This window comes from Buttiauxella gaviniae (assembly GCF_040786275.1).
GTDB classification, from domain to species: Bacteria; Pseudomonadota; Gammaproteobacteria; order Enterobacterales; family Enterobacteriaceae; genus Buttiauxella; species Buttiauxella gaviniae_A.
Window position 1 is genome coordinate 604189 of the sequence record NZ_JBFMVT010000002.1, and the last position, 16049, is coordinate 620237.

The window sequence follows — 16049 nt, forward strand, 5'->3', positions numbered from 1 at the left end:
AAGACGGCATCGCGTTTAAATAAAATAACTGACGACGCGATTGCGGCCATTATGCTTCGCTTCATACAGCATTTTATCGGCTTTATTGATAAGCCGTTGGTAGTCAGGGTGGTTATCAAATTCCACCAGGCCTGCGCTGATAGTCACCTGGAATGAGGTATTCACATCCACTTCAATAAGCTGGCTACTGATAAAATTACGCAATCTTTCCATTAGAATTTCTCCCTGAGAAAGATTGGTTTCCACCAGTAGCATCATAAATTCTTCGCCACCGTAGCGGAACACATAATCGCTGCTGCGGGTATGTTCATGTAACCAAACCGCGATGCTTTTTAATGTATTATCGCCGACGCTATGCCCGTAATTGTCATTAATTTTTTTGAAGTGATCGACATCCAGCAGTGCCACGGTGAATGGCTTACCTGAGCTGACTGATAAGGCAATTTCGCGGCGCATGATGGTAGGAATAAAGCGGCGAGTGAGCAGCTTCGTCATCGGATCTTTGCCGTTTTCACTCTTCACCAGGTCTTCAAAAATTGAGCTTAGGATCATGCTCAACTGCTCTACGTCCTGCCGTAACAGGCGCAGCAACTGGATGCGATGCAAAGGTTCCGGGGTTTGAGCGGCAAATTCGGTGGTAATTAATCTGTCGATTTTCTGCATCAACAACTCAATCTTTTTAATTAATTCCGGCTGCCTGAAAATATGCTGGCCTTTATGAGAGAACCACAAGCCAAACTCAGAATCGCCCAGTAACACGCGCTCTTCGAAAGGAAGCTCGGTCGCAATATTATAGATAAACTGATTTTCCCAGTTTTTCAGGGCACCGACCTGGCGCTCACGTTCCACGCTGACATCATCGTAAACCGTCAGCAGGCGGAAATGCTCCTGATCGTGCATCATTTTCTGGTGCGACGGGGTATAGGCGATGGTCATGACTTCAATCGCAGCATCAATAGCCATTCCGCTAAAAAAGACCGCGTCATTAATTTCTTCTGCGCTGATGTGTTGCTTGTTCAGCAATAACTGGAAAAGATCGTGTTTAAGTTTTCGCGCGCCGCGCGCAACCAAATCAATAGGCAGACCGATGCGCGCATGCACCTGGCCCACTTCCCGTTGGTGAGTAATTAATTCCGATAAATCTTCACGCGAGCTTCCAAGAACTTTTCTCAGCCATTTTCCCATGCTGAGGCTCAGTCGCTCTTCGACCTGAGCCGTATTCAGAAATAACTTCGCCTGTTCATCCAACAGCATATATTGATAATATGCGTTAACCAGTTGTTTAATTTCCTCATCGCTCAGCGAGATAAGGATCTGGTGCGTAGCATTGTTTGTATTATCAATTAACAATTGCCACTCATTTTTAATGATGTCGTAATTAAGCGGTTGGATATTTTTCATAGGCGTAACATTTAATTTCACGAATATTATTTTTATTTGAAAGCAGTATGCTCGAGCCAAATAATATATCACGCCTGTTTTTTATATAATATTACCGCCGTACTTATGTCTTTAAAATTTCATTCCTCTTTTGATTTAGATTGGCGCATTGCCATTGCCGCACTCGCCACGGAAAACAGAGCAATGATCCAGGCCATTGTCCAGGGGGTGCCATCGCTAAGCCATGCCAGCAGCAAAGATGAAATAATTCCGCTGCCATATTGTAGCGAGCCCATCAACGCGGAGGCGGAACCCGCCACATTCGGTACCGCGTCAAGTGCGGCGGCGGTGGATGTCGCGGCAATAATGCCGTTCATTGAGAAGAAGACAAAAATGGCCGCCAAAATCAAAATCAGCCCCCCAATCTCTAAGCGAGTAACCAGAGCCAAAAACAGCGCCGCACAGGCCGCCGCAAGTGTCGCTACTTTAAGTAAGGCTTCCAAAGAATAATGTTGAACCAGGCGGCGGTTCACCATGCTCATGCCCATCAGCCCAACGATATTCAGTGCAAATATCCAGCCGTAATGCTGAGGCTCTACGCCAAAATAGGTGATGTAGACGAACGGTGAACCGGTAATAAAGGCGTATGCCGCAACATAATAAAACATCAGACATAAGGTAAAGCGCATGAATTGGGTGTTAGACAGCAGCGTACGGTAATTCCGGAACGCGCCGGGCAGAGAAGCCTTAACCCGCCTATCTTCAGGTAATGTTTCGGGCAGCCAGAATAAAGAGATCAGCATCACTATGCCGATCGTTCCCAGCAGCCAAAAGATAGCGTGCCACGAGGTGATTTTAATCATTTGACCGCCAAGCAGCGGGCCGGCAATGGGCGCAATCGCCATGATAATCATCAGCGTGGAAAGCATTTGCGCTGCACGAGTACGGCTAAACAGGTCACGAATCATAGCCCGCGCAAGCATTGGCCCGGTACACGCCCCTAAAGCCTGAAACACGCGCCAGAAAACAATCTGCGAAATTTCCTGAGAAAGTGCGCAGCCCACGGAGCCGATAATAAATAAAGCCATTCCTATAAACAGCGGTTTACGGCGGCCAAAATGGTCGCTTAATGGCCCCCAAATCAGTTGGGCAATACAAAAGCCGATTAAAAAACCGGTGATGGTTAGTTCCGCATCACCGTGAAGATCTTTCGCCATTACGGGCATGGCGGGTAAATAAATATCGGTCGATAACGATGTGAATGCCATCAAAGCACTCAGAATAATCACAAAAGAGAGGCTGGCCGTTTTGCCAGAAACGGTCTGCACGCGAGGTTGGGAATCAGTCATAAAAATCCAGTGAACATAAGGAGATAAGCCTATGTTAGCGGGTGGCGATTAAAAGATAATGAGGCATAAAAGGATAGCCATCATGAATGATATTCATAAATGCGTTCGTGAAAGTTTGTTCTATGCTTTATGTCTGAGTAAAAAACGGCAACAGGAGCCCAGTATGAGCGATCAGAAAAACCACCCTGCCACAGGTAACACACCCCATTCTGATGAGTACCCTTCACCGCCGTTCGAGCATCAAAAGCAGCCTTTCCCAGGTCTTGCCGGGAAGATGATCCCCCGCCCTGACCACGGTGAAACCTCCTATAAAGGCAGCGGCCGCCTTGCCGGTAAAAAAGCGCTGATCACCGGCGGTGACTCAGGGATTGGCCGCGCGGTGGCCATAGCATTCGCCCGTGAAGGGGCCGATGTGGCGATTAACTATCTTCCTGCGGAAGAAGAAGATGCCAGAGAAGTTATCGACCTTATTCGCGCCGAAGGACGCAAAGCGGTGGCGATTCCCGGCGATATTCGTGATGAGTCGTTTTGCCAGAAGCTGGTTAAACAAACCGCGCATGAATTAGAGGGGCTGGATTTGCTGGTCAATAATGCAGGCCGCCAGCAGTTCTGCGAGTCCATTCTCGACCTGACTACCGAAGAATTTGATGCGACGTTTAAAACCAACGTGTACGCCATGTTCTGGATAACCAAAGCGGCGCTAGAACACCTGCCGCGCGGGGCATCCATTATTAATACGTCCTCTGTTCAGGCTTATCTTCCGAGCGAAATTTTGCTGGATTATGCCCAGACCAAAGCGGCGATTGTGGCGTTCACCAAGTCGCTCGCCAAACAATTGGGGCCAAAAGGCATCCGGGTTAACGCTGTAGCTCCCGGCCCGTACTGGACTGTTTTGCAATGTTCCGGCGGCCAGCCTCAGGAAAAAATCGAGAAGTTCGGCGCATCTGCACCGCTTGGCCGCCCAGGGCAGCCTGCGGAAATTGCGGCAATGTATGTGACGTTAGCGTCTCCTGAGTCGAGCTTTACGTCAGGCCAGGTATGGTGTTCTGACGGCGGGACCGGCACGCTGTAATTGATTCGCGCCAGAGCGGACTGCTCTGGCGTTAATTATTTGGCCTCAGGAATAATTGAGATATGGCCGTTGCGCTCGAGTATGGCAAATTTGATTTCATCCAGACGCGTTATACCGTGGTCAATTCGCGCCATCAGTAAAATATCATCACAGGAAATATCCGCCTTTTTCATTTTTTCCTGAAAGAGATACCCCTTTTCCACCAGAATCACCGGGGTGCCATCCAGTAAATCATCCGCACCGGGCAGATATTTTTTAATCATGCCAAACAGCATATCCACCACGATGAGTGTGACAATCGTCAGCATGGCGCCGGTGACGGAAAAGTCATTGCCCAATAGCGCCTGTTGCGTGGCCTCACTGATAATCAGCAATAATATCAAATCAAAAGAGGTCATTTGCAGGAGCGCACGCCTGCCGGCAATTTTAAACACCACCATCAGGATCAGATAAATCGCAATCGCCCTTAATACCATATCCATTGTTAAGCCACCTCAGGGATAGATGAATTGCTGGAAGGTTATTTCCGGCCCGTTATCGATAGCAATGGTGCTTTTAATGGCCCCGATTTTCATCGGCGTCAGGCTTAACCACAATGTTTGCTCAGACCCCACGGCAGGCTGCGGATATTCAAGAATCATTTTCCCATTCAGGCTGTACATTTTATCCGGCTGCGGTTGCAGCGTATCGATGCGATAGCCCTCCATAAAATCCCCGGCAAGCACAATACGGTTACGCTTTCCTGCGGCGGTGACCGAGGTGATTTTCATGTCCATATCGCTCATCAGGCGATTGAATTTTTCGTAATGGAGAGTCAGAGAGCGATCGTCATTTGCAAGGGTGGATTCGCTCAGGTAGCCACGGGAGAAAGCCCCGACGAGGGCGGCAACCACGATCAGTAACAGAAAGGCAAAGCCAATGCGCCGCAGCAGAAATTCGAAATTCAGCCAACGCGGTTTTTCTACTACGGGTGAAGATTTATTGGCGGGCGTCGTTTTCATTTTTAAATCCGGCCAGAGAAGGGAGTGAAGCTACAACGTGCGCGATAGGCGCTAAGTTGCTGTTTTGAAGTCTAGTCAACAGCCGAAACGTCCGCCACCGTGTCGGTTGAACTCAGTCACTTACGGTTCAGCGAAAGGCCGCACCGTGATCCCCTGCTCTTCCAGTAATTTACGAATTTGATACGCCATTTCGATAGCCCCCGGGCTGTCACCATGTACGCAGATTGACTCAGCTTTTATCGCCGTGAATGAGCCGTCAATAGAGGTGACGCCCCCTTCAGTAATCAATTGCAGCATGCGCTTTGCCACAAGCTGCGCATCATGTAAAACGGCCCCCGCTTCACGGCGTGAAACCAGGGTGCCATCGGCATAATAGGCGCGGTCGGCAAAGGCTTCGGAAATGGTACGCAGCCCTTTTTCCTGCGCCAGCTCCAGCACGCGAGAACCCGCCAGGCCGACCAACGGCAAACGAGGATTAATTGCCAGAATGGCATCAATAACCGCCAGCGCCTGCCGTTCGTCATGAGCAATAGTGTTATAGAGCGCACCATGCGGTTTTACGTAACGAACTTCCGTCCCCGCCGCCTGCGCAAGGCCTTGCAAGGCACCCATCTGATAAATCACATCGGCGGTTAATTCGTCGCTCGCCACGTCCATATTGCGGCGGCCAAATCCGACCAAATCAGGGTAAGAGACGTGCGCGCCGATGGAAACGCCTGACTGTTTAGCCAAACGCAACGTAGATAATAGACCCGCAGGGGAGCCCGCATGAAAACCGCAGGCGACGTTAGCGCTGCTGACAAGTTTCAAAATGGCGGCGTCATCGCCCATCGTCCACGCGCCAAAACTCTCGCCTAAATCGCTGTTTAAATCTATTGCCATACCCATCGCAGCCCCTGTCCTACCCACTTAGAGGTGTTAATTATAAGTGACTTACATCGTGTTACCTCTTTTATCTGTCGAATCATAATCCACGTCAATGATTAGGTTTTTTCTTAGTTCCTCCCTATATAAAATGGCGGATTATGCACGCGCCTGATACAGGCATTTCGCTTCGGCGATGACTTCTACACTTTTAGGTTGAACAGCAATGAAAAAAATAATGTTGATGATGGTGATGGCTGGCGCACTGGCGGGTTGTAGCTCTCCTGCTCAACGCATGGCTGAATGCCAGGCTCAGGGCGTAAGCAAAGATACCTGTTATCTTGCCGAGCAAAATCGCCAAAACTCCATCAATAACGCTGCAATGAAGCAGGCGATGGAAAACGCGCACGACGCGGTTAAGTAAGTTAAACAAACCTGCCGTGACTCAGGCCCGCACGGGCCTGTTCTTCTCTCAATCTCTTTCTAACTCTATTTCTCAAAATCACCTCATAATACGTTGAATTTTGGCTGCTTTTTCAGCAAGGCGTCATGCGAAATGTAAAGTTTAAAAAAGATCATTCTGCCGATTTGTAGACGCTTGTATTTGGCCTGAAATGGAGAGTACATTAGCGCCGACTTTTAACGATTCAGTTGATGAATTTTAGAGATATACCTGCGCTTTAATGGGGGCGGGTATAAATGTGCGCGGATACGCACGGAGCGAGAAACGTGAAATATTTCATGATGGGCATGTCGGTCATTTTGTTATTGTGGGTCGGTACGTTTGTGATGATGATCGAATAGAAGAACTCATAGCAAGCAGATAAGAGAAACAGGAGCCCCGAGGCTCCTGTTTTCGTTTTAGTCGACAATATCTGTAGAGGATTTCTGCGACGTTGGCAGCAAACCATCGGCACGGAACATCGATTTAATCCCGCGCACGGCCTGGCGAATACGATCCCGGTTTTCAATTAAGGCGAAACGCACATGCGTATCGCCGTAATCACCGAACCCAACGCCGGGCGAAACACAGACCTTCGCCTCCTGAAGCAGTTTTTTGGCAAACTCCAGCGACCCCATTGCCGCGTACTGCTCGGGGATTTTCGCCCACACATACATCGAGGCTTTCGGGCACTCCACCATCCAGCCCGCCTCATGCAGGCCTTTGACTAAAACATCGCGGCGGCGTTTGTACTGTTCAGCAATATCCCGGACGCATTCTTGCGGCCCTTCCAGGGCGGCAATCGCCGCAACCTGTAACGGCGTAAATGTGCCGTAGTCATGGTAGCTTTTGATTCTGGCGAGCGCGCTAACTAACTCTTTGTTGCCCACCATAAAACCAATGCGCCAGCCTGCCATATTGTAACTTTTCGACAGGGTAAAGAATTCAACGGCGACGTCGCGTGCGCCAGGCACTTCCATAATCGACGGCGCTTTCCAGCCGTCATAAACGATGTCGGCGTACGCCAGGTCATGCACCACCAGCACGTCGTAACGTTTTGCCAGGGCGACCACTTTTTCAAAAAATTCCAGCTCCACACACTGCGCGGTGGGGTTCGACGGGAAACCGAGAATCATCATTTTCGGTTTCGGATAGCTTTCGCGAATCGCACGTTCCAGCTCGGCAAAAAAGTCGACGCCTTCCACCAGCGGCACCGAACGCACCTGCGCTCCAGCGATGACCGCACCGTAAATATGAATGGGATAACTTGGGTTGGGTACCAGCACCGTATCGCCATGGTCGAGCGTTGCCAGCATCAGGTGCGCCAGCCCCTCTTTCGAACCAATGGTCACGATGGCTTCGCTTTCCGGATCGATTTCAACGTCGTAGCGATCTTTGTACCAGCGTGAAATCGCGCGGCGTAAGCGGGGAATGCCTCGTGATGTGGAGTACCCGTGCGTATCTTCGCGCTGCGCGACCGTGCAAAGTTTTTCGACGATATGCGGCGGCGTGGGGCCATCTGGGTTGCCCATACTGAAATCAATAATATCTTCGCCACGACGGCGCGCCGCCATTTTTAGCTCAGCGGTGATATTGAACACATACGGAGGGAGACGATCGATACGCGAAAAACGACGCTTTGGACTGGAGTCAGCCATAAATTCCTCTGATTAACGTGAGCGCCCGGACCGTCCGAGCGACGCTGCCACACGGTGTGGCCTTTTCAAAATAGCCTGAATAAAAATCACCCGTCCAGAGGCGAAGAGAAATATTTTTTAAACATCATAAAAGAGGATGCTTCATTTGAAGCCAACCCCTATTTTATTTGATAGGACTGACTTATATTAACCATGTAGCAACAACCCCATAACTTAAATACCGATGACGTGGAGCCTTGCCATGACCCTACAAATTGATGACTTACCGCGTGCAATCCGTGAGATAAAACAAAAACTTCGTCATGACTTGCCTGATTACAAAGCCGTTTTTGAACAACTCGAAGGCGATATGCGCCGCCAGATCGACGCCATACGCGACGAACTCGCGCGGGGTGAAAATCCTGTTCCACAAATCAACGCCGATGACATCGTTAACCATCGCGTAAGCGAGCAACAAAAAGCGCTGATTCGCCAGCGTGGCTGCTGCACCATCAAAGGCGTGTTCCCTCAGTCTCAGGCACAAGCCTGGAATGACGAAGTGGGAAATTATCTCGAACGGAATAATTTTGTAGAGAAGCTCAAGAACGCGGCAGAAGATAACTACTTCGGCACACTTGCCGAAAGTAAGCCGCAGATTTACGGCATTTACTGGTCTAAGCCGCAGGTGGAAGCGCGTCAGCATGCGCGGATGAAAGCGGTGCAGGTTTTTCTGAATAATTTATGGGAAACCGAAAGCAACGATAAACAGCATTTCGACCCAAATCGCGTGGTCAGTTACGCCGACCGTACTCGCCGTCGCCCGCCGCGCTCCAACTCTTTAGGGCTTTCTCCGCATGTAGATGGAGGCTCCGTTGAACGCTGGCTGGATGAGAATTTCCGCCATGTGTATCGCCATGTTTTTTCAGGTGAATGGAAAAATTACAACCCGTTTGCGGCAGAAGGTCGCACCGAAGTGCGGGAGTTTCCATCCCCTGCGGTCTGTTCCATGTTCCGAACTTTCCAGGGCTGGACGGCGCTTAGCCCGCAGCGTAAGCACGGCGGTACACTGACTTTGCTGCCGGTTGCCAACGCGATGGCCTATATTTTACTGCGTGCTTTGCAAGATGACGTGCCGGAAGAGTCACTGTGCGAAGCGAAGCCGGGGCGTGCGCTTTCAATTAACGAGCAGTGGCATCCCCTTTTATTAACTGGGATTTCCTCAATTCCCCATATGGAAGCGGGAGACACCGTTTTCTGGCACTGCGATGTGATCCATGCCGTAGAAAATGAACACCTTGGCGAGTTCGACAGCAACGTTATGTATATCGCCGCCGCGCCGTGGTGCGAGAAGAACGCAGCGTACCTCGAGCGTCAGTGGCCTGCCTTTGTGGAAGGTAAATCACCACCAGATTTTGCGGCCGATGACTTTGAGGTTGATTTTAATGGGCGTGCGATGCCCGATGATTTAACACCTGCCGGACGTGAGCAACTGGGCGGGAAGTAGTTAGGTTTGGACCCCACCCCAGCCCTCCCCTTACCAGGGGAGGGAGCAGATTTTTAGCTCCTCCCCCTGGTAAGGGGGAGGCTGGGTGGGGGTCTTTGCCGAATCTGGCGCATTTCTGGTAACCGCTCAGTAATTTCCTTATCATGCCCGTTCCATTCTTTGTCACGCGAGTTACCCGTGCACGAAATATTTAATATGCTGCTGGCGGTATTTGACCGTGCGGCGCTGATGCTTATTTGCTTGTTCTTTTTAATTCGCATCCGCCTGTTCCGCGAGCTGTTGCATAAAAATGCCCACACGCCCAAAGAGTTATTAGCGGTCACCGCTATCTTTTCCATGTTTGCGCTATTCAGTACCTGGTCTGGGGTGCATGTTGAAGGTTCACTGGTTAACGTGCGCATTATCGCGGTAATGGCGGGCGGGATTTTATTTGGCCCGTGGGTCGGCGCTATTACCGGGATTATTGCGGGACTTCATCGGTATTTGATTGATATAGACGGCCTCACCGCGGTCCCTTGTCTGATCACCAGTATTGTTGCCGGGGTTATTTCCGGGGTGATTAATCGCAAAATACCGAAAGAACAGCACTGGCGCGTGGGGATTATGGCTGGAATGCTGTGTGAAACCATGACCATGATTCTGGTGGTGCTGTGGGCCCCTACCGTGTCGCTTGGCATCGATATTGTGTCGAAAATCGGTATTCCGATGATCCTCGGCACCGTTTCCATCGGTTTTATTGTGCTGCTGGTGCAAAGTGTGGAAGGCGAAAAAGAGGCCAGCGCCGCGCGTCAGGCTAAACTGGCGCTGGATATTGCCAATAAAACGCTGCCGTTATTTCGTAATGTGAATAGCGAATCGCTGCGCCAGGTCTGCAATATTATTCGCGAAGATATTAAAGCCGATGCCGTAGCGATCACCGATATCGATAAGGTTTTGGCCTATGTCGGTTTTGGGGAAAATAACTATAAGCAGAATGACGCCGATATCAGCCCGCGTACCCAACTGGCGATTCGCGAAGGGAAAATCATCATTCGCAATGACGATGAAGCCTATCGCACCCCTGAAATTCACTCGCTGATTATTATTCCTTTATGGGAAAAAGGGGTCGTCACCGGTACGCTAAAAATCTATTACCGCCATGCGCACCAAATTACCTCTACGTTGCAGGAGATGGCGGTCGGCCTTTCGCAGATTATTTCCACTCAACTGGAAGTGTCTCGCGCCGAGCAGTTGCGGGAAATGGCGAATAAAGCGGAACTGCGCGCGCTGCAAAGCAAAATTAACCCGCATTTTCTATTCAACGCCCTGAACGCCATCTCCTCTTCTATCCGCATGAATCCCGATACCGCTCGCCAGTTGATTTATAATTTATCGCGCTATCTGCGCTATAACATTGAATTAAAAGACGATGAGCAGATCGATATTAAGCAGGAGCTGTATCAGATTAAGGATTACATCGCCATTGAGCAGGCACGATTTGGTGACAAACTCACGGTGATTTATCACATTGATGAAGAGGTGAATTGCCTGATTCCAAGCCTGCTGATTCAGCCCCTGGTAGAGAACGCCATTGTTCATGGGGTTCAGCAGTGTAAAGGCAAAGGCGTGGTCACTATTAGCGTCGAAGAGAGTGGCAACCGGGTGCGCATCTCGGTGCGCGACACCGGGCATGGGATCGATCCGCAAGTCATTGAGCGTGTGGAAAACAACGAAATGCCGGGCAATAAAATTGGTCTGCTGAACGTGCATCACCGGGTAAAATTACTCTATGGCGAAGGGTTACATATTCGTCGACTTGAGCCGGGTACCGAGATCGCGTTTTACGTTCCTCACGCGGCCACTGCCGTTCCGCCGCTATTGTCGCAACAAGGAGGAAATCCATAAAAGTTATCATCGTAGAAGATGAAGTTCTGGCGCAGCAGGAGCTGAACTGGCTGATTAAAGAACACAGCCAGATGGAAGTAGTCGGCACGTTTGATGACGGCATGGATGTCCTGAAATATCTTCAACATCATGAAGTTGACGCCATTTTTCTCGACATCAATATCCCTTCATTAGATGGCGTTTTGCTGGCGCAAAACATCAGCAAGTTTGCCCATAAGCCGTTTATTGTGTTTATCACCGCCTGGAAAGAGCACGCGGTGGAGGCGTTTGAACTGGAAGCGTTCGACTATATTCTGAAACCGTATCAGGAATCGCGCATTATTGGCATGCTGCAAAAACTGGAAGCAGCCCACCAGCAGCAGAATGTTCCCGCATCGGGAAACACGACGAACCGCGAAGCGCTGACGATTAATCTGGTGAAAGATGAGCGAATTATCGTTACGGATATTAACGATATTTATTACGCCGAAGCGCACGAGAAAATGACGTTTGTCTATACGCGGCGCGAAGCCTATGTGATGTCGATGAATATCACCGAGTTTTGCAACAGGTTGCCGGAAAGCCACTTCTTCCGCTGTCACCGGTCGTATTGCGTGAACCTGAGTAAGATCCGCGAAATAGAGCCGTGGTTTAACAATACCTATATTTTGCGCCTGCGGGATTTGGATTTTCAGGTGCCGGTGAGTCGCAGCAAAGTAAAAGAGTTTCGCCAGTTGATGCGGCTGTAGAACGTAATGTCGGATGTCGCTACGCTAATCCGACCTACGAAAACCACTGCAAATTTGCTTAACGTGTTACAGAATCTGCCCGAGCGTTTGACGCAAATGCGCGCCCGCGCCCAACAGACCCGGCTGATCGTGAATAATCAGGTATACCGGGATGCTTTGGACATACTCTTTGAAGCGCCCTTTGTCCTCAAAACCGCCGCGGAAACCGGAGGCTTTAAAGAACTCAAGGAAACGCGGCACGATACCGCCCGCAATGTACACCCCACCAAAGGTGCCCAGCGTCAGCGCCAGGTTGCCACCAAAACGCCCCATAATCACGCAGAACAGCGACAGCGCACGACGGCAGTCGGTGCAGCTATCTTCCAGCGCTCGCTCGGTAATATCCTTAGGTTTGTAGTTTTCCGGCACGCGCCCATCGGACTTAACAATGGCGCGATAGAGATTGACCAGACCCGGCCCCGAAAGCACGCGTTCAGCAGAAACGTGGCCGATTTCAGTGCGCAGCTCTTCGAGGATAATCCCCTCTTCTTCACTGTTTGGCGCAAAATCGACGTGACCGCCTTCTCCCGGCAAACTTACCCAGCGTTTATCAACGTGCACAAGATGTGACACGCCAAGCCCGGTGCCCGCGCCGTAAACCGCGACCGGTTTACCTGCAACTGGCTCACCACCGCCAAATTTGATCAGATGCTCATCCTTAATCATCGGGATGGCCATCGAAACCGCCGTAAAATCGTTGATGATTTCCAGATGTTCAAAACCGAGGTTTTTTTTCATCTCGGCAGTTGAGAATGCCCAGGTATGGTTGGTCATCGCCACCCAATCACCGGTAATTGGGCAAGCTATGGCGATACAACCGTCGGTCACGCTGACATTGTGCTCTTTGAGATAATGCACCACGACCGCTTCCAGACTTGGAAAATCAAGACCCGAATAGGTTTTTGCCTGGGTGATGTCACCATTTTCAACATTGCACAGTGCCAGACGCGCATTGGTGCCGCCTACATCTCCCACCAAAGCATATTTTGTCATTCTTCCATGGCTCCGCTAAAGTCAAAATAAGTACCGGCATCACTGTAAAATTAGCCAGCCTAAACAACAACGACCAGATGAGGCTCGCCTTGGGATTATAGATCTACATCACAGATTAACTTGAACGTTTCAGCGTTGTTTGCAAAGCGGCAGGATAATTTATCTGGCAGACTGTTTTGCGCGGCGATTTGCGCGATAAAAATTTTGAGTAAGGAATAATCATGCTCCATCCGCGAGCCAGAACCATGCTGGTGCTTTCTCTCCCGGCACTGGTCATTGGGATCTTTTCTAGCCTTGTATTGATTGTGGTGATGAAAGTCGCCGCCGTTTTACAAAATTATTTATGGGTGTCACTGCCCGCCCGTTTTGATCTCGATATGAATTCCCCGATGTGGATTTTATTGATGCTCACGGCTACCGGGATTGCGGTTGGGCTGGTGATTCGCTATATGCCAGGCCATGCGGGGCCCGATCCGGCAACCGAGCCGTTGATTGGCGCACCGGTTTCCGTCATGGCGCTTCCAGGCCTGATTATCGCGCTGGTGTTGGGGCTTGCAGGTGGCGTTAGCCTCGGGCCGGAACATCCCATTATGGCGGTGAATATCGCGTTGGCCGTGGCTATTGGCGCACGTCTGTTGCCACGCGTTGGCGCACTCGACTGGACGATTCTCGCCGCTGCGGGAACCATTGGCGCTCTGTTTGGTACACCTGTCGCCGCAGCCCTGGTCTTTTCCCAGACGCTGAACGGCAGCAATGACGTGCCGCTGTGGGACCGGCTTTTTGCTCCGCTCATGGCCGCCGCCGCAGGGGCTCTCACCACGGATTTATTCTTTCATCCGGACTTTTCCTTACCGGTGCTGCAATACCCGGAGATGCGCCTGGTCGATATCTTTAGCGGCGCGGTGGTCACCGCTATCGCTATTGCGCTCGGCATGGTGGCCGTCTGGTGTTTGCCGCGCGCGCATCGCTTAGTCCACCAGCTAAAACATCCGGTGCTCATTTTGGGCCTGGGGGTTTTTTTGCTGGGAGTATTAGGCCTGATTGGCGGGGAAGTGACCCTGTTCAAGGGGCTGGATGAAATGCGTCAGTTGGTTGCGGGGCAACATTATTCTGTCGCTACGCTTTTCATGTTTGCGGTAGTCAAACTGGCTGCGTTAGTGATTGCCTCAGCCTGTGGTTTTCGCGGCGGGCGTATCTTCCCGGTGGTCTTCGTGGGTGTGGCGCTTGGGATGATGCTTCATCAGCATGTCGAAGCGGTTCCGGCAGCGATTACCCTCTCCTGCGCCATCCTTGGCCTGGTGTTGGTGGTCACGCGCGATGGCTGGCTAAGCCTGTTTATGGCGATGGCCGTGGTGCCGGACATCAAACTGATGCCGCTGCTGTGCATCGTGATGCTTCCCGCGTGGCTGCTGCTCGCCGGTAAACCGGTGATGATGGCCGAAAAGCCAAAACCTTAGTTTTTGGCGGCGTTGCGTCTGGCAAGCGCCGCCGTTACTGCCTGCAATAACTCCGGTATATCCTGTTTAGGCAGAACGACCTCCACAAGCGAGAATCGTTCTGCTTTTGCCACTTTCTGCATCACCTCTTCAAGCTGTATTTGCTCTGTCACCCGCCAGCACTGCGCCGGGTTATGGATATTTAACGCCTGCGGGATCTGCGTCCAGTTCCACGGCGCGATGTCGTTATAGCGCTGTTCCGCACCATGAATCGCGCGTTCAACGGTATAACCGTCGTTGTTGAGTAAGAAAATCACAGGCCGTTGTCCATCCCGTAACATCGAGCCCATTTCCTGAATCGTGAGCTGCGCCGACCCATCTCCTACCAGCAAAATGACACGGCGATTTGGGCAGGCGGTTTGCGCCCCAAAGGCCGCAGGCAGGGTGAAACCAATCGAGCCCCAGAGCGGTTGCGAGATAAACGTCGCCCCTGCGGGTAGCGTCAACGTAGCCGCACCAAACGCAGCAGTGCCCTGGTCCGCAAGAATGATGTCCCCCGCCCGGAGGAAGTTTTGGATTGCCTGCCAGAATGCGTGCTGATCCAGTTTTCCAGGCGTAGCAGCGGGCAGCACAGGCGGTTTTTGTTGCGGCACTGACCATCCCGAAACCTGGTGTTTGCATAGCTGGTGAAGCACGTCTACCGCATCCGCCATCGTGATACCGCTGAACCAGCGATCACCGATTCGGGTCGCGTGCGGTTGGATATCAATTGTCTGCTCAAGGGTGAAGTGCTGGGTGAATCCGGCAGTAATCGTGTCGGTGAATTTCACGCCCACGCAGACAACCAGTTCGGCTTTTTCAATCGCCTGAATCACGGAAGCATCACTGGCCGCCGCGCTGTAAGTTCCTACAAATCCCTGCTGCCCTTCATCAAATAAGCCTTTTCCCATCAGCAACGTGGCATGAGGCATTGGCGTGTCATCCATCCACTGTTGCAGCGCTTTTTGTTGCCCAAAACGCAGCGCCAGAAAATCAGCTAATAACGCTACGCTGCGGCTTTCCGCCAGGCGCTCTTGTACACAGGCACGGAAATCCGCCAGTAACTCGGGGTCTGAGCGAGCGGGCGTCGTCAAAAGTGGCTGGGTGGGACGCGTTGCGCAAGCCTGAGAAACATCGCTGGGCAGAAGCAAATAACCCGGACGGCGTTGGGTTATCGCCTGCTGTAAAACGCGGTCGATTTCGTAACAGGCATTTTCCACGGTGAGTGAAGCCTGGGCCACCGTCACTTCTTGCGCCATGCGGGCAAAATGGTTGAAATCGCCGTCGCCTAATGTGTGGTGCATCAGTTCCCCGCGTAGCTGGGCCCCCAAACACGGGGCGCCAACCACATGGATAACCGGTAAGTATTCGGCGTAGCTTCCGGCAATGCCGTTTATCGCGCTGAGCTCCCCCACACCAAAGGTGGTGAGTAAAGCCGCGGCACCGTTGCAACGGGCGTAGCCATCGGCAGCGTAGGCCGCATTAAGTTCGTTGGCACATCCAACCCAGGCGAGGGTTGGGTTATCAATCACATGGTCGAGAAACTGCAAGTTGTAGTCACCGGGAACGCCAAACAGATGGTTGATCCCGGCTTCGGTGAATCGGTCCAGAAGATAGTCCGCGACACAGTAAGACATGACTCATTCCTTCTCAGAGGGCTTACAGTGAGTATTGGGCATAT

The 16049-nt window shown here is 51.3% G+C and carries 14 protein-coding genes and 1 pseudogene; 7 read left to right on the forward strand and 8 right to left on the reverse strand.

Annotated features, from left to right (window positions below; genetic code table 11):
• Positions 1-15 precede the first annotated feature (15 nt).
• Positions 16-1401 carry a GGDEF domain-containing protein gene (locus AB1E22_RS03535; RefSeq protein ID WP_367594113.1) on the reverse strand — a complete coding sequence of 462 codons (1386 nt, stop codon included), beginning with the start codon at positions 1399-1401 and terminating at the stop codon, positions 16-18.
• Between the two features lie 119 nt (positions 1402-1520).
• Complete coding sequence (locus tag AB1E22_RS03540; RefSeq protein ID WP_367594114.1) at positions 1521-2729, reverse strand: multidrug effflux MFS transporter; 1209 nt, start codon at positions 2727-2729, stop codon at positions 1521-1523.
• A 163-nt stretch (positions 2730-2892) separates the two neighbouring features.
• Here AB1E22_RS03540 and AB1E22_RS03545 point away from each other — a divergent pair, with 163 nt between their 5' ends.
• Positions 2893-3801 carry an SDR family oxidoreductase gene (locus AB1E22_RS03545; RefSeq protein ID WP_367594115.1) on the forward strand — a complete coding sequence of 303 codons (909 nt, stop codon included), beginning with the start codon at positions 2893-2895 and terminating at the stop codon, positions 3799-3801.
• Between the two features lie 35 nt (positions 3802-3836).
• Here AB1E22_RS03545 and AB1E22_RS03550 read toward each other — a convergent pair whose 3' ends face one another.
• The 3 genes from AB1E22_RS03550 to AB1E22_RS03560 all read right to left on the reverse strand — a co-directional run bounded on the left by AB1E22_RS03550 (position 3837) and on the right by AB1E22_RS03560 (position 5690).
• A complete protein-coding gene (locus tag AB1E22_RS03550) occupies positions 3837-4283 on the reverse strand; it encodes a DUF421 domain-containing protein (protein WP_367594116.1) in 447 nt (148 codons plus the stop codon).
• A 12-nt stretch (positions 4284-4295) separates the two neighbouring features.
• The gene (locus AB1E22_RS03555; RefSeq protein WP_367594117.1) at positions 4296-4802 is read right to left on the reverse strand and encodes a hypothetical protein; all 507 of its coding nucleotides are present in this window, start codon (positions 4800-4802) and stop codon (positions 4296-4298) included.
• Between the two features lie 120 nt (positions 4803-4922).
• On the reverse strand, positions 4923-5690 hold the full coding sequence (locus tag AB1E22_RS03560) for a LamB/YcsF family protein (protein WP_367594118.1): 768 nt from the start codon (positions 5688-5690) through the stop codon (positions 4923-4925).
• A gap of 202 nt (positions 5691-5892) precedes the next feature.
• Between AB1E22_RS03560 and AB1E22_RS03565 the strand changes: the two are divergent.
• Both AB1E22_RS03565 and ypdK read left to right on the forward strand, forming a co-directional pair.
• Positions 5893-6072: pseudogene (locus AB1E22_RS03565) on the forward strand (hypothetical protein); the annotation flags it as partial.
• A gap of 293 nt (positions 6073-6365) precedes the next feature.
• Positions 6366-6470 carry a membrane protein YpdK gene (ypdK, locus tag AB1E22_RS03570; RefSeq protein WP_367594120.1) on the forward strand — a complete coding sequence of 35 codons (105 nt, stop codon included), beginning with the start codon at positions 6366-6368 and terminating at the stop codon, positions 6468-6470.
• A 57-nt stretch (positions 6471-6527) separates the two neighbouring features.
• On the opposite strand, the gene alaC is transcribed toward ypdK, so the two are convergent.
• Positions 6528-7766, reverse strand: a complete 1239-nt coding sequence (gene alaC / locus AB1E22_RS03575) for an alanine transaminase (RefSeq protein WP_367594121.1) — start codon at positions 7764-7766, stop codon at positions 6528-6530.
• A 241-nt stretch (positions 7767-8007) separates the two neighbouring features.
• Between alaC and AB1E22_RS03580 the strand changes: the two genes are divergently transcribed.
• The 3 genes from AB1E22_RS03580 to AB1E22_RS03590 all read left to right on the forward strand — a co-directional run bounded on the left by AB1E22_RS03580 (position 8008) and on the right by AB1E22_RS03590 (position 11861).
• A complete protein-coding gene (locus AB1E22_RS03580) occupies positions 8008-9249 on the forward strand; it encodes a DUF1479 domain-containing protein (protein WP_367594122.1) in 1242 nt (413 codons plus the stop codon).
• Positions 9250-9426: 177 nt separating this feature from the next.
• On the forward strand, positions 9427-11133 hold the full coding sequence (locus AB1E22_RS03585; protein ID WP_367594123.1) for a LytS/YhcK type 5TM receptor domain-containing protein: 1707 nt from the start codon (positions 9427-9429) through the stop codon (positions 11131-11133).
• Positions 11130-11861: a LytR/AlgR family response regulator transcription factor gene (locus AB1E22_RS03590; RefSeq protein WP_367597317.1), complete on the forward strand. Its 732-nt coding sequence runs from the start codon at positions 11130-11132 to the stop codon at positions 11859-11861. The genes AB1E22_RS03585 and AB1E22_RS03590 overlap by 4 nt, the downstream gene beginning before the upstream one ends.
• Positions 11862-11927: 66 nt before the next feature.
• Here AB1E22_RS03590 and glk read toward each other — a convergent pair whose 3' ends face one another.
• Positions 11928-12893 (reverse strand): glucokinase, encoded by a 966-nt coding sequence (gene glk / locus AB1E22_RS03595; protein ID WP_367594124.1) that lies wholly within the window; start codon positions 12891-12893, stop codon positions 11928-11930.
• Between the two features lie 221 nt (positions 12894-13114).
• On the opposite strand from glk, the gene AB1E22_RS03600 reads away from it, so the two are divergent.
• Positions 13115-14350, forward strand: a complete 1236-nt coding sequence (locus AB1E22_RS03600; RefSeq protein WP_367594125.1) for an ion channel protein — start codon at positions 13115-13117, stop codon at positions 14348-14350.
• Here AB1E22_RS03600 and AB1E22_RS03605 read toward each other — a convergent pair.
• Positions 14347-16005, reverse strand: coding sequence for an alpha-keto acid decarboxylase family protein (locus AB1E22_RS03605; RefSeq protein WP_367594126.1), 1659 nt, complete (start codon positions 16003-16005; stop codon positions 14347-14349). The genes AB1E22_RS03600 and AB1E22_RS03605 overlap by 4 nt on opposite strands.
• Positions 16006-16049: the final 44 nt, after the last annotated feature.

Excerpts from the sequence above, each read along its gene's own strand:
- AB1E22_RS03535 (WP_367594113.1), bottom strand. The coding sequence starts at position 1,401 with ATGAAAAATATCCAACCGCTTAATTACGACATCATTAAAAATGAGTGG.
- AB1E22_RS03605 (WP_367594126.1), bottom strand. The coding sequence starts at position 16,005 with ATGTCTTACTGTGTCGCGGACTATCTTCTGGACCGATTCACCGAAGCC.
- AB1E22_RS03555 (WP_367594117.1), bottom strand. The coding sequence starts at position 4,802 with ATGAAAACGACGCCCGCCAATAAATCTTCACCCGTAGTAGAAAAACCG.
- AB1E22_RS03545 (WP_367594115.1), top strand. The coding sequence starts at position 2,893 with ATGAGCGATCAGAAAAACCACCCTGCCACAGGTAACACACCCCATTCT.
- ypdK (WP_367594120.1), top strand. The coding sequence starts at position 6,366 with ATGTGCGCGGATACGCACGGAGCGAGAAACGTGAAATATTTCATGATG.
- alaC (WP_367594121.1), bottom strand. The coding sequence starts at position 7,766 with ATGGCTGACTCCAGTCCAAAGCGTCGTTTTTCGCGTATCGATCGTCTC.
- AB1E22_RS03560 (WP_367594118.1), bottom strand. The coding sequence starts at position 5,690 with ATGGGTATGGCAATAGATTTAAACAGCGATTTAGGCGAGAGTTTTGGC.
- AB1E22_RS03600 (WP_367594125.1), top strand. The coding sequence starts at position 13,115 with ATGCTCCATCCGCGAGCCAGAACCATGCTGGTGCTTTCTCTCCCGGCA.
- AB1E22_RS03580 (WP_367594122.1), top strand. The coding sequence starts at position 8,008 with ATGACCCTACAAATTGATGACTTACCGCGTGCAATCCGTGAGATAAAA.
- glk (WP_367594124.1), bottom strand. The coding sequence starts at position 12,893 with ATGACAAAATATGCTTTGGTGGGAGATGTAGGCGGCACCAATGCGCGT.
- AB1E22_RS03550 (WP_367594116.1), bottom strand. The coding sequence starts at position 4,283 with ATGGATATGGTATTAAGGGCGATTGCGATTTATCTGATCCTGATGGTG.
- AB1E22_RS03540 (WP_367594114.1), bottom strand. The coding sequence starts at position 2,729 with ATGACTGATTCCCAACCTCGCGTGCAGACCGTTTCTGGCAAAACGGCC.